The following is a 22,433-nucleotide window of genomic DNA, read 5'->3' on the forward strand; positions in this document are numbered from 1 at the left end:
CACCGAGGCCGTGGAGGCGGCGCTGGAAGCCGCGCGCGCTCCCGGCGCGGACGTCCCGATCGGGGCGGTCGTGTTCGGCCCCGACGGCCGCCCACTGGCCGCGGCCCGCAACGCGCGCACGGAGCTCGGCGACCCGACGGCCCACGCCGAGATCCTGGCGCTGCGCGCGGCGGCCGGCGCGGTCGGCGACGGCTGGCGGCTGGAGGGCTGCACGCTGGCGGTGACGCTGGAGCCGTGCACGATGTGCGCGGGCGCGCTGGTGCTGGCGCGCATCTCGCGGCTGGTGTTCGGGGCGTGGGAGCCGAAGACGGGCGCGGTGGGCTCGCTGTGGGACGTGGTGCGTGACCGACGTCTCAACCACCGCCCGGAAGTCCACGGTGGAGTGCTCGTGGACGAGTGCGCCGGCTTGCTCGAGACGTACTTCGCGATGCGGCGCTGACTTTTTGGGTACCTCTCCGGTATGACGATGAAGCACAAGATCCAGCAAACGATCGGCGGCGCTCGTCAGAAGCTCGGCTCGGCGACGGGCAACCGCCGGCTCCAGGTCCAAGGCATGGCCCAGCGCCGCGGCGCCCAGGCCCGCGAGGCGGCTCACGACTTGCGTACGCGAGCCCGGGGCGCACTCCGGGAAGCCCAGGTCAGGTGGCGTTCGGGCGGTGCGGGCGACCCCTCGTGAGCCCGGCGCACACCCTCCGGTATTGTTCTTGGCGGTGGCGTGTCCGAGCGGCCGAAGGAGCACGACTCGAAATCGTGTGACGGCTAATCCCCGTCCGTGGGTTCAAATCCCACCGCCACCGCTCTCACCCGGCCCCCCGGTCAGCCCAGCTGGCCGGGGGTCCGTGGGTTTCGGGCTCAGTCGGGCACGAGCCGCCGGAGGTTCGGGGGCGGGGCTCGGTCGTCGACCACGATGATCATGAAGATGCCTTGGTAGTAGCGGTCCGGGAAGAACTCGAAGCCGTCCTCGTCGACCATCTTCCAATGGATTTCCGCGGTGCCCGGCAGGATGTGCGACTTCAGCGGCACGCGGATGTCGACGGTTTCGCCTGGCATCGTGTCGGTTATCCGCACCCGGACCGGCGAGCTGGGAATGCCGAGTCCGCCCGGGGCGCCCAGGCGGCGCAGGTACCGCCCGATCCACGGGACCGTGCCGGCGTTGCGGAGGCGCCACACCTTCTCGAACCGGAAACCCGGTGGCATCACGGTGCCGTCCGGCACGGTGACGTCGGCGACGAAGGCTGATTCGTCGCCGGCGATCGGGTAGGCCGGATGCGTTACCTGCGGCCGGCGTTGTCGTGGCCCGGCCACCGTTTCGACGTAGGCCGACCACAGTTGGCCGTCGCCGCCGTAGGCCTCCTCGTAGAAGTCGATCAAATCCCAGCTCGGCGAGTCGCGACCACGTTCGACGTTGCTCAGGTGGCCTTTGCTGACGCCGGCCGCGAGGGCGGCGGCCGTCAAGCTCGCGCCGTTCGCGGTCCGGAGGTGGCGCATGGTCTCACCCAACGTCTCGAGGGCGCTCTCGCGGCTCATGGGACAACTCTGGTTTGGGGTTCGCCATACGGCAATCGCCCGACCTAGCGTGGTGTCTCCTCATCGCCGCGACCTGTCAGGAGACCGCTGATGGCCATTCCCTCCGATGTCGATCTCGGTCAGTCACTGCGGTTGATCCGAGCGTTGAACGCTCTGCGCGTGAGCCGACGGTACGGTCCGTTACCTCAGGTTGAGGCTGCGGACGTCCTCGCCTGGCAGCTGGTCGTCGAAATGCAGAAGCGGGGGAACCGCCCAGCGGATCCCTACGGTCCCGTCGAAGTTTCGACGGCGAAAGCCCGAGCTGCGGGCTTCAAGAACCGCCGGCTTTTCGGGTATCGGGCGTACAAGGCGGGGACAGAAGTGAACATGCTGCCGCGAATGTGGGCACGGCAGATCGACGTCTTCGGTCGGGACGTGCTCGACAGTCGTGTCATCTACTGCGGCGCGGCGCACCAGAACCGCAACTATGTGCTGATCTTCGTCGCCAAGTAGCTTGACTTGAAGGGAACTTGAAGTGTGACCGTGGTCGGTACCACCCGATCAAGGAGCACTCCATGAAGGTTCTCGTCACCGGAGCCACCGGTCACTCCGGGCGCCACGTCGTCGCCGGGCTGAAGGACGCCGACGTCCGGGTGCTCGTCCGCGACCCCGCCAAGGCGCCCGAAGGGGTCGAGGTCGTCGTCGGCGACATCACGAACCCCACCGAAGCCGCCGAAAACGTCGACGCCGTCTACCTCCTCTGGCCCTTCTTTACCGCCGAAGGCATCCAACAAGCCGTAAAACCCTTCGAAGGCAAGAAGATCGTCTACCTCTCCGCCATGTCGGCCGAGGACGGCGGTGTCTGGGGAGACGTCGAGGCCGCCATCCGGAACGTCACCGACGACTGGACCTTTCTCCGCGTCACCGGCCTCGCCACCAACACCCTCGGCTGGGCGCAGCAGGCGAAAACCGGCATCGTAAGAGCGCCGTACGGGCAAGCCAAACGCTCACTGGTCCACGAACGCGACGTCGCCGACATGGCCGTCAAGGCGCTCACCGAAGACCACCGCAAGCAGATCTACCTCGTCACCGGCCCGGAAGCCCTGAGCCAAGCCACTCAAGCCGAGATCATCGGCGAAGCGATCGGAACGCCCGTCCGGTGGGAAGAACAACCACTCACAGAAGCGAAAACGCAGCTGGCCCAATACATGGGTGAGGAATTCGCAACGAGCGCACTCGCCCACTGGGCGTCACTAGTCGACGATCCAGAGCCCGTCTCGCTGGACGTCGCGAACGTGACCGGGCATCCCGCGCGGCCCTTCGAAGAATGGGCGCGCGAACACTTCAGCTGAGCTCGACGGCGGGGCTCGTCAACGGCTCCAGTTCCTCCGCCAGCGAAGACAGCGACGCCACCTTCGCGGAGACCGTTCGCAGCACGGCGGTGCACGCGGTGCTGACGTCGCTGACCACATCGGCCGAGCGGTCGCCGGTCAGCACCGCGGCCACCGACGCCGATGCGGCGGACGCGATGGAGCACACCTCCGACGCCGCCGACTCCGCCAGTTCGTCCAGCCGCGAGGCGATGCGGGCACCCAGTGCCGCCGTCGTGGCGGCCGCGCGGGCGGCCGCGCCGTACTGACCGTCCACTGTGTCCGCCCAGGTGCCGAACGTCTCCGCGCTGCCGCCGGTTTCCGCGCGGTCGACGCCGGCGCGGAACTCCTCCTGGGCCGACGTCACGACCAGGGAACCCGTGTCGACCGTCGTCGCCGACGTGCGGATCGCGGCCGGGGCGCAGTCCAGGTGCCGGAGCGCCGCGACCGGGTCCGGGACGCCCAGGCGGCCGGCCGCCGAGCGGAGCGACGAGAGCTCCGCCGCCGCCGCGGTCAGGGCCGGGTGCTCGAACAGCTCGAGCGTCACGGGGCCACCGCGATCCGGCCCCGGAAGCCGGTGCTCCGGGTGCTCTCCGCGGCCATGCGCAGCCGGCCCGCCAGGTCGGACGTCGCGTCGCCGAGGACGCGGGCGTCGGCCTCGCGCGCGGCCAGCGCGGCCGCCCAGCGGGCCGCCAGCTCGCGGGCCTGCGGCGAGATGCCGAACGGCGTCGAGTCGACGCGGGCTTCGGCGAACCGGCCCGCCGCCTTGTCGTCGGCGGCCGCCGCCTGGTCCAGCAGGTCGGCGGCCTCGCGCAGGCGGTCAGGCCGCTTCGGGGCGAAGCCTCCCGCGCGGAGTCCCGGCAGGTCAGTGTCGATCCGCGAGCCTCTGCCTTCCGGCATGGGGACCTCCGTCGTCAAGGGCGCTCACCCGATCGTGGAAGATCTTGCCTCATGCGCCCGAGCCGCCCGCATCGCGGTGACCTGCGCCGTTCGGCACGTTCCAACAAGTGGACGTCTTGACCGCGAGGCGGGACGGCGCGGACCATGGCGTCATGCTCGCCACCTCGGAACGCATCCCCGTCCGGTGGCTCGACCGCGCCGTGAAGCGGTCGATCGGAGAGGGCGTCGTGGAGCTCCTGCTCCGCCGCGGCCGCCTGGGCTCGCCCCCTGCCTGACGCGAGCCCGGCGTCCGAACCCTCCCGAAAACCCTTGGAGCACAACCATGTCCGTAGATCTTCCTGCCCGGATTCAGCTGCGCGAGGCCGTCACGCCCGCCGGCGGCATCGTCGAAGGCCCGCGCGTCCTGCGCGAGCCGCCGCAAACCTACGCGCACTTCCGGATCCGGCCGCTGAGCCGGGTGATCGGCGCCGAGGTCGACGGCGTCGACCTGCGCGAGCCGCTCACCCCCGAGCTGCGCGAAGAGCTCAACCGCGCCCTGCTCGACTGGAAGGTGCTCTTCTTCCGCGACCAGGACATCACGTCGGCCCAGCAGCGCGCGTTCGCCGCGAACTGGGGTGAGCTGGAGACCAACCCGTTCATCCCGAAGGGCGATGACGACGCCGTCACGCGCTTCGAGCGCACCGCCGCCATGCCCGGCTACGAGAACATCTGGCACGTCGACGTCACCTGGCGGCCGGAGCCGGCGCTCGGCTCGGTGCTGCGGCTGATCGAGGTGCCGCCGGTCGGCGGGGACACGATGTGGGCCGACATGGCCGCCGCCTACGACAACCTGCCCGCGGACGTCCGCGCGCGCATCGACGGGCTCACCGCCGTCCACGACTACCTCCCCGGCTTCGACCGGTTCTCCGATCCCGCGCTCCTCGCGCGGTGGCAGGACCGCTTCCCGCCGGTCGAGCACCCGGTGGTCCGGACGCACCCGGAGACCGGGCGGCGCACCCTGTTCGTCAACCAGGCGTTCACCACGCACATCGTCGGCCTGGACCGCGACGAGAGCGACCGGCTGCTGCGGTACCTGTTCCTGCAGGCCCACACGCCCGAGTTCCAGGTCCGGTTCAGCTGGCGGCCCGGCTCGGTGGCGTTCTGGGACAACCGCGCGACGCAGCACTACGCGGTCAACGACTACCACCCGCACGTCCGGATCGCCGAGCGCGTCGCCATCGCGGGCGACCGGCCGTTCTGAGCCTTAGCCTGGGGGCATGACCGATGAACCCCAGGCAGTGGTGACCGGTTTCCTCAAGGCCCTCGAAGACCTAGACGTGGACCGCGCGCTGACGTTCGCGGCGAGCGACATCGTGTACCAGAACGTGCCGTTGCCGCCCGCCCGCGGCGTCGCCGCGGTCGAAAAACAGCTCCGCTTCATGGCCAAGTACGGCTCCGGGTTCGAGGCGCGCACGCACCACATCGCCGTGGACGGCAACGTCGTGCTCACCGAACGCACGGATGTGCTGCGCCGCGGCGCGTGGGAAGCGGAGTTCTGGGTGTGCGGCACGTTCGAGGTCGAAGGCGGCCGGATCGTCCTCTGGCGCGACTACTTCGACTGGACGACGTTCCTGGCCGCGAGTGCGAAGGGTGCCGGCCGGGTCGCGTTGGCCGGTGCTCGCACGCTCCTCGGCCGCTACAAGGGGAGGCAGGCGGTGCGCTAGGCCCGGTGCTCGCCGCGGTCGTGGTCCCGAAGGTCCACGACCGCGGCTATCCCCAGCACCAGCACGAACACGCAGCTGAGAACAATCAGCCCCCACATGATCGTTCTCCCTCCCCCCGTGTCGTGCCGACCGCGAGCTGTCGGGGAGTGGTCTGTGCCACTTTTCCGGCGGCTCATGGAGACCGTACCGCCGCTTCACGCAGGTTGTTCCCGGCCTTGAGCTTCATTTAAGGCAGATGCGCCGGATGGGCGACAAGCCGGTGTCCGGCTGTCACAGAACGCGCGCGATCCGTTACCGCCACCGTCCTCCCCGCCGCCACCCTCAACGGAGGAGCTTCGCTCCACTGTTCACACAGTGCCTAAACCGGACACCGAGGCGATTCCGTCGTGGACGGACACCTTGGTCGAGCGCAACGCCGAAACGTCCGAGAGGTACCGAAGCACCTTCCCCGCGTCCTCTCCGGCCAGCGGCTCGCACTCGTTGTCCGCGTTCCGCCGCACCGGGATCAGCTCGAGCCGGGGCTCGGCGCCGAACATGCAGCCCGCCAGCAGCCCGTCGACGTGCCGCCCGCGCATCGCCGGCCAGTCGAAGACGAGGTTGCCGAGGCTGTAGAGGATCGGGCGGCCGCGGCGGACCTCGACGGCCTGGATGGTGTGCGGCCCGTGGCCGACCACCAGGTCGGCGCCGGCGTCGATCGCCGCGTGCCCGTACGCGACCTGGTACTCCGTCAGCTCCGGCCCCGGCAGTCCCCAGTGCATGGAGACGACGACGTGGTCGTTCGCCGCCTTCGCCTGCTTGACGTCGGCGACGAGCCGGTCGAGGTGCTCGGGCACCGGTGTCGTGCGGACGAGCGGCGGGCGGCCCGGGATCTCCGCGACGCGCGGATCGGGCTGGTAAGCCGTGGTCGCAAACGCTTGCGCGACGCCGGGGAAGTCCGGCAACGCGCTTTGCCCGCGAGACCGGAGTGCGGTGTACGCGAGGAACGCGACCTTTTCGCCCGACCGCTCGAGCACCGCGGGCGCGTGCGCGGCGTCGGGGTTGGCGCCGGCCCCGCAGTGCGCGATCCCCGCGTGGTCGAGGACCGGGAGGCTCGCCACCGCGGTGAGGTCGTTGGCGCACGAGACGACGTCGATGGCGGCCGCCGTCAGCGCTTCGGCCACCCGTGCGTCGACGGCGCCCTCGAGGTTCACGAACCGGAGGTCCGCGCCCTGGAGCAGCGGGCTCAGCCGCTCGAACGCCGTCGCCGGGGTGGCCCGGCCCTGGATGTTGACGTCTCCGCCGAGTACCAGCGTGATCACAAAACCTGCTCTGCCAAATGAGTGACGACGAAAGTAGTTGTTACGAATCGTTGCATCTTTGTCTTCCTCCTCCTCACTTGCCCGGGGGACTATGCCACGACTGTTCAAGCACAAAGGGGACTCAGGGTGACCAAGACCCACAGATCCAAGGCCGCCTTCACGGTGGCCGTTGCGTCGGGCCTGGTGCTCGGCGGCGTGGCCGCCCCGGCCGCGCTCGCCGCACCCAGCGCCGACGCGGTCATCGCCGAGGTCTACGGCGGCGGTGGCAACTCCGGCGCCACGTTGACCAACGACTTCGTCGAGCTCGCCAACCACGGCGCGGCAGCCACGAGCGTCGACGGCTTCAGCGTCCAGTACCTGCCCGGTTCGGCCAGCCCGTCGAGCACCTGGCAGGTCACTCCGCTGGCCGGCAGCGTGGCACCGGGCGGGCGTTACCTCGTGGCCGAGGGCAAGGGCAGCGGCGGCACGGTCGCGCTGCCGACGCCGGACGCGACCGGCGCGATCGCGATGTCCGCGACCGCGGGCACGATCGCCCTCGTCTCCGGCACCACCGCGTTGACCTGCAAGACCGCCGCGGACTGCGCCGCCGACACCCGGGTCAAGGACCTCGTCGGGTTCGGCGCGGCCACTGTCCGCGAAGGCGCCCCGACGGCCGCGCCGTCCAACACGACGTCCGTCGCGCGCGGCACCTCGCTGGCCGACACGGACGACAACGCCGCCGACTTCACCGTCGGCGACCCGTCCCCGACGAACACCAAGGGCGAAACGACCGGCGGCGGCAACCCCGGCGAACCCGGCACCCCGGCGAAGATCCACGAAATCCAGGGCACCACGCGCATTTCGCCCTTCAAGGACCAGAAGGTCAGCGCCGTCACCGGCGTGGTCACGGCGACCCGGACGTTCGGTTCGTCGCGCGGCTTCTGGCTCACCGACCCGAACCCGGACAACGACCCGCGCACCAGCGAGGGCCTGTTCGTCTACGCCGGCTCGACCACCCCGGCTGTGGCGGTCGGCGACGCCGTGACCGCGGCGGGCACCGTCCGCGAGTTCTACCCGGACGCGCCGTCGACGTCGAACTACCAGTCGCTCACCGAGCTGAGCAGTGCACAGTGGACGGTCGACTCGCACGGGAACGCGCTGCCCGCGCCGACCGTGCTGAACCCCGACACCGTGCCGACGACGTACGCGCCGTCGCCTGGCGGCAACATCGAGCCGCTCGCCCTGGAGCCGTCGAAGTACGCGCTCGACTTCTGGGAGTCGCACGAGAGCGAGGTCGTTTCGGTCAGCGACGCCCGCGTCGTCGGCCCGTCGAACTCCTTCAACGAGCTGTACGTGACGTCCAAGCCGGACCAGCACGAGTCGGTCCGCGGCGGCAGCGTCTACCTGGGCTACGACCAGCTCAACAGCGGCGTCATGAAGGTGTCGTCGCTGATCCCGTTCGACCAGCGGCCGTTCCCGAAGCTCAACGTCGGCGACGTGCTGACCGGCACCACCTCGGGGCCCGTCGAGTACAGCAACTTCGGTGGCTACACGCTGTTCGCCAGCGTGCTCGGGACCGAAAAGGACAACGGGCTGCAGGGCGAGGCCACGCGCAAGCAGCGGTCGGGCGAGCTCGCGGTCGCGACGTACAACGTCGAGAACCTGGCGCCCGGTGACTCGCAGGCCAAGTACGACCGGCTCGGCGAGGCGATCGTGACGCACCTGGCGACGCCGGACATCGTGAACCTGGAAGAGATCCAGGACAACACGGGCGCGACCGACGACGGCACCGTCGCGGCGGACCAGACGCTGCAGAAGTTCACCGACGCCATCGTCGCCAAGGGCGGCCCGCGCTACCAGTGGCGCTCGATCGACCCGGTGAACGACCAGGACGGCGGCCAGCCGGGCGGCAACATCCGCGTGGCGTTCCTGTTCAACCCGGCGCGCGTGTCCTTTGTGGACCGTCCGGGTGGGACTTCGACGACGGCGGTCGGTGTCGTGCGCGAGCACGGGAAGACGCACCTGACGGCATCGCCGGGCCGCGTCGACCCGGCGAACGAAGCCTGGACGACCAGCCGCAAGCCGTTGGCGGGCGAGTTCGTCTTCAAGGGCCGCACGGTGTTCGTCATCGCCAACCACTTCAACTCCAAGGGCGGCGACCAGCCGACGCACGGCCGCTTCCAGCCGCCGGCGCGGAGTTCCGAGGTGCAGCGCGCGAAGCAGGCCACGGTGCTGCGCGGGTTCGTCGATTCCTTGCTGGCGTCGGACAAGAGCGCCAACATCGTGGTGGCGGGCGACCTGAACGACTACCCGTTCTCGCCGGCGGTCCAGACGCTCACCGCCGGTGGCGTGCTGAAGGACCTGATCGCTTCGGTGCCGGAAGCCGAGCGGTACAGCTACGTGTTCGAGGGCCAGTCGCAGGTGCTGGACCACATCCTGGCGTCGAAGGCGCCGCGCGGGGTGGACTACGACGTCGTCCACATCAACGCGGAGTTCGCCGACCAGGCCAGCGACCACGACCCGCAGGTGATCCGGTTCCGGCCGGGTGCGGGCAACGCGCTGCAGGACGGGCTCAACGACCTGCTCGACTACCTGGAGCAGGTCTTCGGCCACTGAGGTTTCGCCGGCCCCCGTCGGGTTTGACCCGACGGGGGCCTTTCTCTTGCTCGCTCCTTTGGGTGACGATGAAACCGCGGAGGGTTGACCGCCGTCCTAGGTTGGACGGGACCACAGGGGAGGGGTGGCGTGGACGGGTATGCGGTGAAGGTCGACGAGCTGGGCAAGCTCATCGACGACCTCGGTACGGCGGCGGGCCGGATGGCCGACGCGAACAAGAAGCTCGGCGGCGGTGGGGCGTTCGGCTCGTTGGGGAACGCCGATCTGGGCAAAGCGGGCGTCGAGTTCGAAGAGGCATGGGGCTACGGGATCGGCCGGCTCGGCGACGCGGCTACGGAGATCACTGAACGGCTGAAGCAGGCGAAGCAGAAGTACGAGCGGATCGAGGCGCAGTTCGGCGGCGAGCTGTCGAAGCTGGGCACGGCGGTGCTGGGTGACGAACCCGGCGACGGGCCCGGCACCGGGACCCGGGGGCACTACCCCCGGGTCGGGCAGCCGTCCGGCGAAGCGCCAGTGGGCGACGGCGGCATGGTGGGCGGCGGCGCGACCGGCGGCATCACCGGCATCCTGGACGGACTCGGCCGATGAGCAGGCGCGACTTCCCGGCCCTGGGCTTCGACCCGGCGCCCGGCGACCTCGACGGCGTCACCGACCTGGCGAGCAAGTACCGGGCAGTGAGCAAGGACCTGACCGAGGCCGACGACGCGTTGCGCCGGATCGTCCGGAAGCAGGGCATCTGGCAGGGCGAGGCGAGCGACGCGTTCGCCCGGCGCATCGGCCCGCTGCCGCAGTACCTCGAGGGCGCGGCCCGTTCGATGGGCGACGCCGGCTCCGCGCTCGAAGCCTGGGCCCAGCAGCTGGGTGACCTGCAGAAACGCGCATCCGACCTGGAGGCCCGAGCGGAGACGGCGGCCCAGGCAGCGGAGGCGGCGCGGGCGAACCCGGACCTCGCGCTGGCGAACCGGACGTTCCCGGATCAGCAGTCCCTGCGGATAGCGCAGAGGCTGTTGGACAACGCGGGCCGGCAGCTCCAGGCGGCGATCGACGGCTGCCAGAACATCCAGGACGCGGCGAAGCAGCTCCAGCAGGAGCACGGGGAGGCGGCGGGCCGGGTCGCGGAGGCGCTGCGGAAGGCGAAGGAGCTGGCCCCGGACGAGCCGGACCTGCTGGACAAGCTGGAGGACGCGGTCGGCGGAGCGTTTGTCGACTTGTCGACCACGATCGCCGACGGGGTTGATCAGGCTTGGGACTTCGTCCAGGACCACGCGGAGCTGCTGTCGAAGGTCTCGGATGTGGTCGGTGACATCGGCAATGGCCTCGGTGTACTGAGTGACGTCCTCCCGCCGCCTGCCGGTGAAGTCACGAGCCTCGTCGCCGGCTCCCTCGGTGTGGCGGCACTCGGCGGTCACGCTGTCGCGAAGGCGGCTGGAGCCGATGTGGCACCCGAAACTTTGATCTTCGACGTGGCGGGTGCGGTCACTTCGATCGCCGGGTTGAATCCCATGATGCCGGACACCGTGATCAAGGTGGCGACCTACGGCGCGCTGGCCGGTCAGCTGGGGAGCGAAGCCGCGGAGGGCGATGACTTCGAGAGTCCCTGGGACGACTTCAAGAACTACTGGGTGCCCAAGGACTGGGGACAGGTGGCAGTGGCCGGCAGCACGCTGGTCGCCGGACCCGCACCGTGGGCGGCGGTGGCTCTGGGCAACGCGGCCGATGCCGGGGTCCAGGCCGACAACGCACCGGAGCGCCGGCGTGAGCGGGCGGAAGACGAGGTGTGGAACTGATGCCGCTGCAGATCGACCTGCCGCCCGGCTTCGCGGGGATGCCGGTGGGCACCGACGACAAGAAGAACCGCGGCCACGCCTGGACCATCGCCGAGAACCTGGCCGCCGGTGCCGGGAAGTCCGTCGAGGAGTTCGGCAGCTACCTGATGGCCCTGGTCCCGACCATGCAGGCCAACGGCATCCGGGTGTTCGGCAAGTTCGCGGTCGGCCCGCGCAAGGGAGACGTCGCGACTCTGACGCTGGGTGTGGCGCAGTGGCCGGAGACGGCGCCTGGCAGTCGCGACGCCCTGGTCGCGGCGATGGCCGAGCAGTACCGGAGCCGCCACAAACGCGCCGTGGTGCAGCCGGTCCGCCTCCCGATCGGCCCGGCGATCGTCGCCATCAGCGGCGGGGAGTACCACCTGCCCGAACAGGACGTACGAACCCAGATCAAGGCGGAGTACCAGATACCCCTGCCGGACGGCCGGTCCGTGGTGATCCTGTCGGTGGTTGCCGAGTCGGAGGACGCCTGGCCCGCGGTCGCCGAGGCGACCGCGAAGGTGGCTTGGAGCCTCCGCAGCGGGGAAACGCCGTGATCAGCACGGTGGCCGCCGGTTCGGGTGATGACCCGGCGCGGGTGATGTTCCTGGTGCTGATGGGCTTGGTGATCGTCGGTGGTCTGACGTTGACCGTCGTCCGCACGATGCGGTCGAGGAAGCCGCGAGAGACGCAGATCGCGCGCTTGGTCGCGGAGCTGGACGGCCGGAGCCGCGTGTACCTCCGGATGATGGAGGTCGGCCTGGATCACCGGGATCTGCTGCAGGTGGCGCAGAGCCGCGGCTACAGCCTGATCGTGCACCAGGTCGGCAAGTACTACGAGTTCGTCTACACACCGCAGCAGCCGGGGAGGTCGGTGCCGTGGGCGATCTGAACCTCGCGGGGTCCAAGTTCAACGGCAGTGACGCCGAGTACTTCGGGACACTCGCCGTCGTCGGGGGGATCGTCCTGGTGGTCCTCGCCCGAAAGGGTGATGTCGCGACCCTGACGCTGGGCGTGGTCCAGTGGCCGGAGACCTCGCCGGGCAACCGGGACGCCGTCGTCGCGGCGATGGCCGCGGAGTACCGCACGCGCCACCCGCGGTCAGCCGTTCAACCGGTGCGGCTGCCGATCGGCCCGGCGCTCGTGGCGTTCAGCGGCGGCGAGTTCCACCTGCCCGAGCACGACGTGCGCACCCAGATCAAGGCGGAGTACCAGATCCCGCTGCCGGACGGCCGGTACGTGGTGATCCTTTCGGTGGTCGCCGAGTCGGAGGACGCCTGGCCCGCCGTGGCCGAAGCCACGGCAAAGGTCGCTTGGAGCCTCCGCAGCGAGCAGGAGAACGGATGACGGGCGTGGTGGCTGCCGCGGCGACGGACTCTCCGACTTCTCCAGCGGCTTACGTACTCGGCTTCATCGTGCTCGGCGGGCTCTTGGCCGTAGGCGTCACCGTCAACGTCATCCGGTTCAGGAAATCCCGGAAACCCCGGGAACACCAGATGGCACTCTTGGCCGCACAACTCGACGGCCGTCGACAGGTCTATGTCCGGTTCGACGAAATCGGCTTGGCCCAGGAGGATCTCCTTCGTGTGGGGTACAGCCGGGGGTACGGTCTGATCGAGCACAAGGTCGGTAAGTACTACGAGTTCGTCTACGCGCCGAACCAGGCTCAGCCGGGGAGGCCGGGGCCGTGGGCGATCTGACTCTCGAGGCACGGTCGAAGGCCGGGGCGCGCACAGTCGCACGACGTCAGCCGGGGCAGGTGGCATGAGCGACAATCCGCAACTCATCGAGGAAATGCGCTGGCAGCTCAAGCAGATCGAAGACCGCAAAGCCGAGAACCAGCGCATCCTCGCAGGCATCGCCGGGAGTGACCACACCACCGTCGTATCGCCGGATCGCACCGTCACCGTCGTCGCCGGGACGGGCGGCGTCGTCAGCGAAGTCCGGGTCGCCCCCGAAGCCATGCGCTACGACGCCGGCACGCTCAGCCGGACCATCACCACCGCCATTCGGGAAGCCGTGGCCGCCGGGCGGCCGCTGACCCTGCAAGACGCGCCACAGCCCGCACAAAAGCCGCGCAGGCCGGCACCCACCGACGAGGAAGAGCCCTACGACACCGTTTTCGACGTCTGAGATCGGCTAAGCAGGTGGCTCTTCCCGCTTCGGCGCCGCCCGCTTGGCCCGCCAGCCCAACCCGAGCACCGCCTGCACCAGCTCCTGGTAGCTCGGCTTGACCTCCTCGAGGTACCGCTCCAAGTACGCCGGACGCGCCGTCATGACCGGGCGGGGTTCGTCGCCCGGGTCCAGCCACAGCAGGCCCTGGATGTTGTGCAGCGCCATCTTCCACCAGCGCGTCGCGCGCTCGGCGGCCCGCTGTTCGCGGTCTACAGCCACCTCGATCGCACCCTTGGCTTCTTCGATCTCCGCTTCCAGGGTCTCGGCGCGCTGCAGCTCCCACTCGCGGAGGTTCTCCGCCGAGCCGCGGGACAGGGCGATGATCTCCTTGTACCGCATGGCCGCGGTGGCACCGTCGTCGGTCATTGCGCGTTCTCCGGACGCTGGAACGGGATGATCACTTCGGGGGCGCCGTGGGTCGTGCGGTCGAAGAACAACGCGCGGCCCGGGCGTGGTGACCAGTGCACGACCTGTCCCGCCGCGAACGGCGACAGTTCGTTGCCCTGGACGTCGAGCGCGGCCCACGTGCCGATGTCGTCGGTGCCGCCGAAGCCGAGAGTGTCCTTCAGCCGGGCGATGCTGCGCCACCAGCCGATCGTGTGGATGCCGTGGCCCGGCCCTTGCTTCAAGATCACGCGCAGGTGGTCCAGGCCGCTCTTCAGCTGGCCGACCGCCTTCGCTTCCAGGGCCGGCAGCGCCGCGTCCACTCCGTACAGGAGCAGCACTTTCGCGCCACCGGACAGCGAGCCGGTCATCGATTCGAGCACGCCGGTCAGGTCCTCCACCAGGGAGGCCGCGTGGCCGTCCTCGCGCAGCCGCTCGGTCAGCTCCCACGCGGCCGGGCCGCACGCCTCGATCGGGCAGCTCAGCACGAACTCCACTTCGCCGGGTTCGTACTGCCGGGACAGCGAACGCGCCGAGGAGTCCATGATGGACAGTGCCTCCGCGGTGGCCGAGCCGAGCACCGCGACGTTGCGGCCCGGTGCGCGCGGGAGGTCGACGCCGCACGCCGTCTCGGTCACGTCGATCGATTGGCCGAGCAGGGCGCGCGGCTTCGTGTTCGGCTTGAGGTCCAGGTACGCCGGGAACTGTTCGAGCACGGGCTGGTGCGCGCCGTCGAACAGGCGGGGGCGCGGGAACCGGCCCGCGTACTCCTCCCACAACCGGTGCTGGAGCCGGACGAACACGTTCTTGCTGCTCGCGTCCGGCACGTGGGCCAGCTGGTTGCCGTGCGCGACGCCGGAGTCGTGGTTGATCACCGCGTGCCACTTCGGGGCCGATACCGCCGCGTTGTTCGTCTCGGCCAGCACGCGCCGCGCCTTCGGCATCGCGATCCGCAGCGTGCACTGCTCGAACACCGCCGGCTTGCCCCAGAACGCCTCGATCCCGGCGACGTCCTGGCTGGCCAGAACCAGGTGGATGCCCTGCGACCGGCCGCGCCGCGCGATGTCCTCCAGCAGCTGCGTGGCCGTCGCCGTCACCTGGTCGCGGCCGGCGAACAGGTACTGGAACTCGTCGATCACCGCGACGATCCGCGGCCAGTGCCCGCCGGGGTCGGCTTCGCGGAGGTCGGCGAGGTTCGTGACCTCGTGCTCCTTCGCGGCCGCGGACCGGCGGCGCAGCTCGTCGGCCAGGAAGCGCAGCAGCGCCAAGCCGAACTCGCGGTCGGTGTTGACGTTGACGCCGACGAGCCGCGCGTGCGGCAGCCAGCTCGCGTCCTTCCGGCCCGGCGCCAGCCCGGCGAACGAGACGCCTTCCTTGAAGTCCAGCAGGTACAGCGCCAGCTCGTCCGGGGTGTACCGCGCCGCCAGGCTGCCGAGCAGCGCGTACAGGAAGTTGGTCTTGCCCGAACCGGACGGACCGCCGATCAGGACGTGGGGGCTCGCGTCGCCGATCACGACCTCGACGGGCTCGCCTTCGAAGAACCCGACCGGGGCACGCAGTTCTCGCGCGGAGCTTTCGCGGCCCAGCTCCGTCGGCAGCAGGTCGTCGAACGAGCGCGGGCCGCCCTGCTTGGCGATCAACGCCTTCGCGATCGTGTCGACGGCCCGGATGACCTGCGCGGAGGGCATCGCGGAATCGAGGTCGACGACCAGGTCGGTGCCGGTCATGCTGCTGATCGCGTGCCGGTCGTCGAGCAGGCTCAGCGTCTCGACCGGCGCGCTCACGGCGGTCGGCACGTCGACCATGATCAGGCAGATCCCGGCGGCCAGCGCACCGCTCGCGACGCGCTTGAGGTCGCGGGCGCGTTCGGGTTCGAGGGTTTCGCCGTTGCCGTACAGCACGACGATGCGGAACGGCTCGCCCCGCTGCTCGGTCTTCTGCCGCATCTCCCGCAGCGACGTGTACCCGGCGGACATGCAGCTCGCGTGGATCCGGCGGATGTGGCCGGCCAGCTCGTCGAGGAGGTCCTCGAGGCGCCCGGGGTCGTACAGCGACAGCGCGCTGGTGTGGCTGAGCGGGTAGAGGTCGGGCAGGATCGCGGTCAGCTGCCCGATGTCCCACAGGTGCACGCGCACCGAGCCGGGCTCGAACGTCGAGAGCATGCGGACCAGCAGGTTCTGCACGATGCCGTCGATCACCGGCCGCGTCTTGGGCGCCGACGAAATCGCCAGGTGCGACTCGTCGAGCAGCGGGACGGCGACGTCGAACACGCGGGTCGGGTCGTTGCCGGCGGCCGTCGCGGAGCCGACGCGCCACAGACCGGGCGAGGTGAGGCCGGGGTTGTGCCCGACGGTGCCGAGCCAGTCGCCCGGTGGCAGTCCGGCCGGGCCGGGCGCGTTGTGCGCGACGAGGTCCCGCAGGGTCGCGGGGCCCTGGCTCCAGTCGGTGTAGAAAGCGCTTCGCACGGTGCCGAGCGCGCCGAACACTTCGTGCGCGGCGGGGTGGCGGGACCACTCGCTCTGCTGCTCGGCGCCGGCGTGGTTCATGCCCACCCGGACGATGTCCCGCTCCAGCTCGAGCTTGGCGAGGTCGGCTTCGGCGGCTTGGCGCGCCCCGGCGGCCGCGCCCAGCACCAGCCCGATCTGATGGCGGACCCGGTCGAGTGCGGTCTCGACGCGGTTGCGTTGCTCGGCTGACTTGTTGGCCATCGGCGTCCCCAAGAAAAAGGTGTCCCTAGCAGGATTACAGGCGCGACCGGTATCCGCTCACCAGGTCTTCGGCAGAAGCCAGGCGGACGAGGAGCTGGTCGAGCCCCTCGCCGGCCTGCGCGTACTGCGAAGGGAGCCAGGGATCGGCCTTGGCCTGGGCGTCCACGAGCGCCTGCCGGGCTTCCCCGAGCAGGCTCGTGGCCCGCTCGGAGTGGGCGCGCGCATCGGCGAGCCCAGCCACGACCGCGGTCAGCAGCTGGTGGAGTTCGGCGAGCGTCATCCGGCTAGAGACGCGCCGAGTAGGAGTCAGCTGAGGAAATGCTTGCTTGGACGGTGCTCTGCAGACCATTGATGCCTTGCAGGGCTTCGGCCAGCAGTCCGTGTGCCTGACTCACTTCGTGCTGGCTGCTGCCCTGCGTCGCTTGTGCGAGCGACTGCTGGGCTTCTTCGAGAGACTGCGCTGCCTGCTGCAGAGCGGCGATGCTCGCGGACGCCTTTTCGTTGGCGAGCGCGATGCCAGCGCGGATCTCTTCGACTCCGGCCATCGGGCCTCTACTCCTCGAAATCTCTGGTGTCGTGCGGGACGGATTCCATTGAAACAGATCCAACGACTCAGCGTGATCATCTGACTTTGCCGAGTGATCGCGGGTCCGGAATCAGCAAGGCCCCGGACGTGGGAACGTCCGGGGCCGGGCCGATCACGGTCTGTGCGGGGGTCGTCCCGGCACCAGTACCGCACACTGAAGTCGCTGGCCAGCGCCACCCCAGGTCAGAGCGGTTTTCGTGCCACTGCTGGCCTTTCTCGACGAGGGGGCGGGCGAGGTGTGGCTGAGACTAGCGCTACAGGAGTAACCCGTTTCGCCCAGCCCTGGTCGTGACTCGCCGTACCCGCGGAGAAAGCGCAGCGCCGAAGAGGTTTCATATTTCGGGCCGCTGAAAATCCCAGACGAGCAGCGCCGGCACGCCCCGCCCGGCCGCCCGGGCCGCGTCCGGCACGAGGGCGGCGAGGCTCCACGGCCAGACCTCCCACGGCCCGGGCTCGGTCGTCGCGGGCGCGGGATCCTTCGGCGGCGGGCACGGTTCTTCACAGCGGAGCGCGGTGAGACCGGCCGCCAGCGCGGCCCGCAGATAGTTCCCGACGAGGTGCCGGTGCGAGGCGAGTCGCCCAGGCTGTCCGCCGGGGCCGCGCAGCGAGGGGATCGAGCCGCGGGCGACGGACTCGGGGTGGACGTCGCAGAGCACGGCGTGCCCGCCCGGCCGCAGCACGCGCGCGAACTCCGCGAACACCGGGCCGAGGTCGGCGACGTGGGTCAGCGCGAGGCCGCAGGTGACGAGATCGACGGAGGCGTCGGCGACGGGCAGCGCGGTGAGGTCGCCGAGCCGGAAGTCCCCGCCGGGCACCCGTTCGCGAGCCCCCGCGAGCATGCCGGGCGAGCTGTCGACGCCGATCACGCGATGCCCGCGCCGCGTGAGGATGTGTGAGTAGCGGCCGGTCCCGCAGGCCGCGTCGAGGGCGTCGCCGGGTGGCAGCGTCCCGATGAATTCTTCGAGGAGTGGCTCATCGAGGGCGAACGCGGCGTTCGCGGGGTCGTCGTAGGTGCCGGCCCAGAGGTCGTAGCCGGTCACGCTGTCGAGCCGCTCGACGGCCACGCCGTCGGCGAGGGATTCGTCGTCGAGGAGCCGGCGGACCTCGGCGATGCGGGCTTCGGTGAACTCGCGGTCGAACTCGCCGGTGAAGCCGCGCAGCAGCGCGAGGCCTTCGATGCCGAGCAGGTAGGCCAGCGGGTGTTCGTAGCTCACGCGAGGGACGTTAGGGGCGCCGATCCGGTGCAGGCCAGCAGTTTTTGGCAGCACAGTCGGCCCCGATACGACGAAACGCCGGGCGCGCGGCCCGGCGTTTCGCCTGATCAAACGGCGGAGGATACAGGATTCGAACCTGCGAGGGCGTGAACCCAACACGCTTTCCAAGCGTGCGCCTTAGGCCGCTCGGCCAATCCTCCGCAGGAGACGATACCGGATGCTCTTCACGCGACTCGAAGGTGGGTCAGCGCGTGACGTCGGCCACCACGCACGTGATGTTGTCCGGGCCGCCGCCTTCGTTGGCCAGGCGGATCAGTTCCGGGATCGCCTCCGCCGGGTCGGCCACAGACGCCAGGACGTCTCTCAGGCGCGGTTCGCTGACCGGGCCGCTCAGGCCGTCCGAGCAGAGCAGGTAGCGGTCGCCCTCCGCGGCCGGGAACGTCCAGATGTCCGGGGCACCGGATCCCGCCGTCTGCAACGCCTTCATCAGCAACGACCGCCGTGGGTGCGACTCCGCGTCCTCCGCCGCCACGCGGCCGTCTTCGACCAGGGCCTGGACGAGCGTGTGGTCTCGGGTCAGGCGGCGCAGTTCGCCGTCGCGCAGCAGGTAGCCGCGGGAGTCGCCGATGTGGGCCGCCGCGAAGTCGATGCCGTCGAACATCAGGGCCGTCAGGGTCGTGCCCATGCCCGTCGTTTCCGGCTCCTGCGCGGCCACTTCGTGCAGCCGCTCGTCGATCGACTTGACCACGCCGGTCAGCGTCGCGGCCAGATCGACCCCGGTGAGGTCGAGTCGCCGGAGGTCGACGTCGAGCTCGCGCAGCACGTCCACCGCGGTCGCGCTGGCGACCTCGCCGTACGGCTGGCCGCCGATGCCGTCGGCGACGGCCAGCAGGCGGGAACTCGCGTACACCGCGTCTTCGTTGACCTGGCGACGCTGCCCGACGTCCGACCCCGCGGCGTACCGCAGGACGTACCGATCGTGTGTCATGTTCCCCATGTAAGCATTGGTTGACTGAGTTCACAACCATGTCGGCTGAATGGAGCATCCTCCGATAGAGTTCTCGCCATGGACGACGACGCCACGGTCAGCGCGGCCGACATCGCGCGGCTCGCCGGGGTCGGCCGGGCCGCGGTGAGCAACTGGCGCCGCCGCTACCCGGACTTCCCGCAGCCGGTCGGCGGCACGGCTTCGAGTCCGTTGTTCGGCCTGTCCGCCGTCGCCGGCTGGTTCGAGGCCCGCGGCAAGCCGTTCGAGCTGAGCGAGGGCGAACGCGCCTGGCAGCGCCTGCGCGCCCTCGGTGACGACCTCGACCTCGCCGAGCGCGTCAACCGCGCGGGCGTCTTCTTCGCTTTCCAGGCCGGCATCTTCGACACCTTCGACAGCAAGCTCGACGACCCCGAACTGCTCACGCTGCTCAGCGAGATGACGCACCGCGCGGGCCCGGTCGCGGCGTTCGAACTGGTCTGCCGCCGGTACTTCGAGGCGCACTCGCGGCGGCTGTCGGCCACGCCGGAGCCGATCGCCGAGCTGATGGCGCGGCTCGTCGGCCCGGTTTCGACGATCCTCGACCCCGCGTGCGGCTTCGGCGCGCTCGCGCTGGCGAGCGGCGCGAAAACCGTGCTGGGGCAGGACAGCGACCCGATGACGGCGTCGATCGCGGCGCTGCGGCTGCGGCTGCGCGGCCTCGAAGCCGAGGTCCACCCCGTTGACGCGTTGCGCGAAGACGCCTTCGCCGGCCGGACCGCGGAAGCCGTGCTGTGCGACCCGCCGTTCAACGAACGCGCCTGGGGCCACGACGAACTCGTCGGCGACGAACGCTGGGAGTACGGCCTCCCGCCGCGGGGCGAGCCCGAGCTCGCCTGGGTGCAGCACTGCCTCGCCCACGTCGAACCCGGCGGCGCGGTGGCGATCCTGATGCCGGGCGCGGCGGCCGGGCGGCGCAGCGGCAAGCGCATCCGCGGCAACCTCCTGCGCGCGGGCGCGGTCCGCGCCGTCGTCACGCTCACGCCGGCTGGTCCCGACCTCTGGCTGCTGCGGCGGCCGGTTCCCGGCGAGCGCCCGCCGTCCACGGTGCTGCTCGGCGAGGCGGGCGACGACCTGTCCACAGTGGACGAAATGTGGCGGGAGTTCCGCGAGCACCCCGAATCCGGGGTCCGGATCATCGACCTGCTCGACGACGACGTCGACCTGACCCCGGCCCGCCGCCGCACCAGCGACGAGGATCCCGGGCAGGCCTTCGAGGCCGTGCGGAGCCGGTTCGCCGAGCTCGTCCCGCGGCTGCCGCCCCTGGAAGCGGCGGACGGCGAGCCCGTGTTCACGACGATCGGCGAGCTGGTCAAGGCCGGTGTCGTCGAGGTGCGGCACGCGGCGGCCCGCGCGGACGCCGAGCACCCGCTCGCCGAGGCGGGCGACGTCGTGGCGTCGGTGACCGGGATCGCGTACGTCCACAGTGGACCGGTGGGGCCGGTGGGCGCCGGGCTCACCGTGTACCGCGTCGACGCCGCGCGGCTGGACGCGGATTTTCTGGCCGGCTGCCTGCGCGCGGCCGACCTGCCCGCCGCGTCCGCGTCGACCCGGATCGACGGCAGGCGCGTGCGGATCCCGCGCGTCCCGATCGCCGTCCAGCGCGAATACGGCCAGGTCTTCCGGAGTCTCGCCGAGTTCGACGCCGTCCTGCGCCAGGCGGCCGAAACGGGCCGTGAGCTGGTCCGGCTAGGCTTCGCAGGACTTGTCGAAGGACGGCTCAGCCCGGGCCGATAGGGGAACGGATGCTGATCGCCGACCGCTACGAGCTCGACGAGCTGCCGCTCGGCCGCGGCGGGATGGGCGCGGTGCACGGCGGGCACGACCGCAGGCTGGGCCGGCGCGTGGCGATCAAGCTGCTCAGGCTGCCGGGCCGCGACGAAGAACTGGAAGCCCGGTTCGCGCGCGAGGCGCGGATCCTGGCGACGCTCGACCACCCCGGCGTGCCGACGCTGTACGACTACGGCACCCACGACGACCGGTTGTTCCAGGTCATGCAGTTCGTCGACGGCGTGACCGTGGCCGACCTGCTCGCCGAGCACGGGCCGCTGCCGGTGCCGTGGGCCGCGGCGATCGCGGCGCAGACGTGCGCGGTGCTGACCGCCGCGCACGCGCTCGCGGTGTGCCACCGCGACCTCAAGCCGTCCAACCTGATGCTCGGGCCCGACGGCGGCGTGAAGGTGATGGACTTCGGGCTCGCCGTGCTGCGGGAAGCCGACGCCGCGCAGTTCACGCGGGCCGGGCAGCTGCTGGGGACGCCGTCGTACATGGCGCCCGAGCAGATCCAGCGGGGCGGCGCCGAACCGCGCAGCGACCTCTACGCGCTCGGCTGCGTGCTGCACGAGATGCTCACCGGGCAGCGGCTGTTCGACGGGCCGACCGCGTACGCGGTGTTCGAGCGGCAGGTCAAGGAGCTGCCGCCGCCGGTCCGGGGTGTCCCGAACCAGCTCAACGCCTTGCTTGCGGAGGTGCTGGCGAAGGAGCCGGATGCCCGGCCGTCCGGCGCGGCCGAGCTGTACGAGCAGCTCGGCGGGTTCGTCGGCGGGCTGCCGCCGCTGCCCGGGTTCCTGGTGCCGCCGTCGGTGCCGAGCCCCGGCCGGATGTACGCGCGGATGCTGGGGCGCGTCAGCGGCTGAGTGCCGCCGGGCGCCGGTCGGCCAGCGGCAGGCCGCGGCGCTGGATGCGGAGGTAGGTCGTCGCGTTCTGCACCAAGATGCTGACGCCGAGGGTGAGCGCGATCGACGTCGAGGTCAGCGGGCCCGCGACGCCCAGCGCGGTGCCGAGCGCCACCAGTCCGATCCGGACCGCGACGGTCAGCGCCCACAGCCCGATCGTGACCGCCGAGCCCTTCTGGAACGTCGTGCCGTCGCGCTCGGTGAGCGTCGTGGTCGTGCTGCGCAGGACGCCGAGGCCGGCGAGCACGACCAGGTCGACGGCGAGCAGGCCGAGCTCGCCGGCGGACGTGCCGGGCAGCGCTTTCAGCGTCAGGTAGGCGCCGGCCGCGGTGAGCACGAGGGGCAGCGTGACCAGCGACTTGCGGTCGAGCAGCGTGCCGCGGACCTGCCGGTAGACGACGCGGTACAAGACCAGCAGGGCGATGGCGGCGTAGAGCAGGACGTTCGCGGCGGTGGGCATGGCCGGGGCTCCTCGGTTCGTCGGGTGCTC

At 70.7% G+C, this 22,433-nt stretch carries 28 protein-coding genes and 2 tRNA genes; 18 read left to right on the top strand and 12 right to left on the bottom strand.

What is annotated here, in order from left to right; translation table 11 throughout:
• The first annotated feature begins 10 nt into the window (after positions 1-10).
• The 3 genes from H4696_RS35970 to H4696_RS35980 all read left to right on the top strand — a co-directional run bounded on the left by H4696_RS35970 (position 11) and on the right by H4696_RS35980 (position 797).
• On the top strand, positions 11-439 hold the full coding sequence (locus tag H4696_RS35970) for a nucleoside deaminase (protein WP_086859115.1): 429 nt from the start codon (positions 11-13) through the stop codon (positions 437-439).
• A 27-nt stretch (positions 440-466) separates the two neighbouring features.
• Positions 467-676 (top strand): CsbD family protein, encoded by a 210-nt coding sequence (locus tag H4696_RS35975; protein WP_225955887.1) that lies wholly within the window; start codon positions 467-469, stop codon positions 674-676.
• Between the two features lie 33 nt (positions 677-709).
• Positions 710-797: transfer RNA gene (locus H4696_RS35980), tRNA-Ser, on the top strand.
• A gap of 55 nt (positions 798-852) precedes the next feature.
• Here the strand turns inward: H4696_RS35980 and H4696_RS35985 are convergent.
• Positions 853-1,527, bottom strand: coding sequence for an NBR1-Ig-like domain-containing protein (locus H4696_RS35985; RefSeq protein WP_192782710.1), 675 nt, complete (start codon positions 1,525-1,527; stop codon positions 853-855).
• Between the two features lie 90 nt (positions 1,528-1,617).
• Between H4696_RS35985 and H4696_RS35990 the strand changes: the two genes are divergently transcribed.
• Together H4696_RS35990 and H4696_RS35995 are read left to right on the top strand one after the other, a co-directional pair.
• Positions 1,618-2,019 (top strand): hypothetical protein, encoded by a 402-nt coding sequence (locus H4696_RS35990; protein WP_143265047.1) that lies wholly within the window; start codon positions 1,618-1,620, stop codon positions 2,017-2,019.
• A 62-nt stretch (positions 2,020-2,081) separates the two neighbouring features.
• Positions 2,082-2,858, top strand: a complete 777-nt coding sequence (locus tag H4696_RS35995; RefSeq protein WP_086859118.1) for an SDR family oxidoreductase — start codon at positions 2,082-2,084, stop codon at positions 2,856-2,858.
• Here H4696_RS35995 and H4696_RS36000 read toward each other — a convergent pair.
• Together H4696_RS36000 and H4696_RS36005 are read right to left on the bottom strand one after the other, a co-directional pair.
• Positions 2,851-3,423 (bottom strand): hypothetical protein, encoded by a 573-nt coding sequence (locus H4696_RS36000; protein WP_086859119.1) that lies wholly within the window; start codon positions 3,421-3,423, stop codon positions 2,851-2,853. The genes H4696_RS35995 and H4696_RS36000 overlap by 8 nt on opposite strands.
• Entirely contained in the window at positions 3,420-3,776 is a 357-nt protein-coding gene (locus H4696_RS36005) for a hypothetical protein (RefSeq protein ID WP_225955888.1), read from the bottom strand. The genes H4696_RS36000 and H4696_RS36005 overlap by 4 nt, the downstream gene beginning before the upstream one ends.
• 107 nt (positions 3,777-3,883) lie before the next feature.
• On the opposite strand from H4696_RS36005, the gene H4696_RS36010 reads away from it, so the two are divergent.
• From H4696_RS36010 to H4696_RS36020, 3 genes are read left to right on the top strand one after another with little or no spacing between them, the layout of a single operon-like run.
• Positions 3,884-4,051 (top strand): hypothetical protein, encoded by a 168-nt coding sequence (locus H4696_RS36010; protein WP_192782711.1) that lies wholly within the window; start codon positions 3,884-3,886, stop codon positions 4,049-4,051.
• Positions 4,052-4,098: 47 nt separating this feature from the next.
• Positions 4,099-5,016, top strand: a complete 918-nt coding sequence (locus tag H4696_RS36015; protein ID WP_086859121.1) for a TauD/TfdA dioxygenase family protein — start codon at positions 4,099-4,101, stop codon at positions 5,014-5,016.
• A gap of 16 nt (positions 5,017-5,032) precedes the next feature.
• Positions 5,033-5,479: a limonene-1,2-epoxide hydrolase family protein gene (locus tag H4696_RS36020; RefSeq protein ID WP_192782712.1), complete on the top strand. Its 447-nt coding sequence runs from the start codon at positions 5,033-5,035 to the stop codon at positions 5,477-5,479.
• Positions 5,480-5,826: 347 nt separating this feature from the next.
• On the opposite strand, the gene H4696_RS36025 is transcribed toward H4696_RS36020, so the two are convergent.
• A complete protein-coding gene (locus tag H4696_RS36025) occupies positions 5,827-6,777 on the bottom strand; it encodes a CapA family protein (protein ID WP_086859123.1) in 951 nt (316 codons plus the stop codon).
• Positions 6,778-6,903: 126 nt separating this feature from the next.
• Here H4696_RS36025 and H4696_RS36030 point away from each other — a divergent pair, with 126 nt between their 5' ends.
• The 8 genes from H4696_RS36030 to H4696_RS36065 all read left to right on the top strand — a co-directional run bounded on the left by H4696_RS36030 (position 6,904) and on the right by H4696_RS36065 (position 13,310).
• On the top strand, positions 6,904-9,372 hold the full coding sequence (locus H4696_RS36030) for an endonuclease/exonuclease/phosphatase family protein (protein WP_086859124.1): 2,469 nt from the start codon (positions 6,904-6,906) through the stop codon (positions 9,370-9,372).
• 129 nt (positions 9,373-9,501) lie between these two features.
• A complete protein-coding gene (locus H4696_RS36035) occupies positions 9,502-9,960 on the top strand; it encodes a hypothetical protein (RefSeq protein WP_086859125.1) in 459 nt (152 codons plus the stop codon).
• The gene (locus H4696_RS36040; RefSeq protein WP_086859126.1) at positions 9,957-11,159 is read left to right on the top strand and encodes a putative T7SS-secreted protein; all 1,203 of its coding nucleotides are present in this window, start codon (positions 9,957-9,959) and stop codon (positions 11,157-11,159) included. The genes H4696_RS36035 and H4696_RS36040 overlap by 4 nt, the downstream gene beginning before the upstream one ends.
• Positions 11,159-11,734, top strand: coding sequence for a hypothetical protein (locus H4696_RS36045; RefSeq protein WP_225955890.1), 576 nt, complete (start codon positions 11,159-11,161; stop codon positions 11,732-11,734). Before H4696_RS36040 ends, H4696_RS36045 begins: the two co-directional genes overlap by 1 nt.
• Entirely contained in the window at positions 11,731-12,069 is a 339-nt protein-coding gene (locus tag H4696_RS36050) for a hypothetical protein (RefSeq protein ID WP_086862336.1), read from the top strand. Before H4696_RS36045 ends, H4696_RS36050 begins: the two co-directional genes overlap by 4 nt.
• On the top strand, positions 12,057-12,524 hold the full coding sequence (locus H4696_RS36055) for a hypothetical protein (RefSeq protein WP_249027087.1): 468 nt from the start codon (positions 12,057-12,059) through the stop codon (positions 12,522-12,524). The genes H4696_RS36050 and H4696_RS36055 overlap by 13 nt, the downstream gene beginning before the upstream one ends.
• Entirely contained in the window at positions 12,521-12,877 is a 357-nt protein-coding gene (locus H4696_RS36060) for a hypothetical protein (protein WP_225955891.1), read from the top strand. Before H4696_RS36055 ends, H4696_RS36060 begins: the two co-directional genes overlap by 4 nt.
• Positions 12,878-12,941: 64 nt before the next feature.
• The gene (locus H4696_RS36065) at positions 12,942-13,310 is read left to right on the top strand and encodes a YbaB/EbfC family nucleoid-associated protein (RefSeq protein WP_086862337.1); all 369 of its coding nucleotides are present in this window, start codon (positions 12,942-12,944) and stop codon (positions 13,308-13,310) included.
• A gap of 6 nt (positions 13,311-13,316) precedes the next feature.
• Here the strand turns inward: H4696_RS36065 and H4696_RS36070 are convergent, their stop codons facing one another.
• The 7 genes from H4696_RS36070 to H4696_RS36100 all read right to left on the bottom strand — a co-directional run bounded on the left by H4696_RS36070 (position 13,317) and on the right by H4696_RS36100 (position 19,232).
• Positions 13,317-13,718: a hypothetical protein gene (locus H4696_RS36070; RefSeq protein ID WP_086862338.1), complete on the bottom strand. Its 402-nt coding sequence runs from the start codon at positions 13,716-13,718 to the stop codon at positions 13,317-13,319.
• Positions 13,715-16,444 carry an FtsK/SpoIIIE domain-containing protein gene (locus H4696_RS36075; RefSeq protein WP_086862339.1) on the bottom strand — a complete coding sequence of 910 codons (2,730 nt, stop codon included), beginning with the start codon at positions 16,442-16,444 and terminating at the stop codon, positions 13,715-13,717. The genes H4696_RS36070 and H4696_RS36075 overlap by 4 nt, the downstream gene beginning before the upstream one ends.
• 34 nt (positions 16,445-16,478) lie before the next feature.
• Positions 16,479-16,724, bottom strand: coding sequence for a hypothetical protein (locus H4696_RS36080; RefSeq protein ID WP_086862340.1), 246 nt, complete (start codon positions 16,722-16,724; stop codon positions 16,479-16,481).
• Between the two features lie 4 nt (positions 16,725-16,728).
• Complete coding sequence (locus tag H4696_RS36085; RefSeq protein ID WP_003056176.1) at positions 16,729-16,989, bottom strand: hypothetical protein; 261 nt, start codon at positions 16,987-16,989, stop codon at positions 16,729-16,731.
• Between the two features lie 373 nt (positions 16,990-17,362).
• A complete protein-coding gene (locus tag H4696_RS36090; protein ID WP_086862341.1) occupies positions 17,363-18,244 on the bottom strand; it encodes a class I SAM-dependent methyltransferase in 882 nt (293 codons plus the stop codon).
• A gap of 115 nt (positions 18,245-18,359) precedes the next feature.
• Positions 18,360-18,444, bottom strand: a tRNA-Ser gene (locus H4696_RS36095).
• A gap of 44 nt (positions 18,445-18,488) precedes the next feature.
• Positions 18,489-19,232, bottom strand: coding sequence for a PP2C family protein-serine/threonine phosphatase (locus tag H4696_RS36100; protein WP_192782713.1), 744 nt, complete (start codon positions 19,230-19,232; stop codon positions 18,489-18,491).
• A gap of 78 nt (positions 19,233-19,310) precedes the next feature.
• Here H4696_RS36100 and H4696_RS36105 point away from each other — a divergent pair, with 78 nt between their 5' ends.
• Both H4696_RS36105 and H4696_RS36110 read left to right on the top strand, forming a co-directional pair.
• Positions 19,311-21,005 carry an HsdM family class I SAM-dependent methyltransferase gene (locus tag H4696_RS36105; RefSeq protein ID WP_086862343.1) on the top strand — a complete coding sequence of 565 codons (1,695 nt, stop codon included), beginning with the start codon at positions 19,311-19,313 and terminating at the stop codon, positions 21,003-21,005.
• Positions 21,006-21,013: 8 nt separating this feature from the next.
• Entirely contained in the window at positions 21,014-21,904 is an 891-nt protein-coding gene (locus H4696_RS36110) for a serine/threonine-protein kinase (RefSeq protein ID WP_086862344.1), read from the top strand.
• On the opposite strand, the gene H4696_RS36115 is transcribed toward H4696_RS36110, so the two are convergent.
• A complete protein-coding gene (locus tag H4696_RS36115) occupies positions 21,894-22,403 on the bottom strand; it encodes a hypothetical protein (RefSeq protein WP_086862345.1) in 510 nt (169 codons plus the stop codon). The genes H4696_RS36110 and H4696_RS36115 overlap by 11 nt on opposite strands.
• Positions 22,404-22,433 lie beyond the last annotated feature (30 nt).

It is taken from the genome of Amycolatopsis lexingtonensis (genome assembly GCF_014873755.1).
In the GTDB taxonomy this organism is placed as follows: domain Bacteria; phylum Actinomycetota; class Actinomycetes; order Mycobacteriales; family Pseudonocardiaceae; genus Amycolatopsis; species Amycolatopsis lexingtonensis.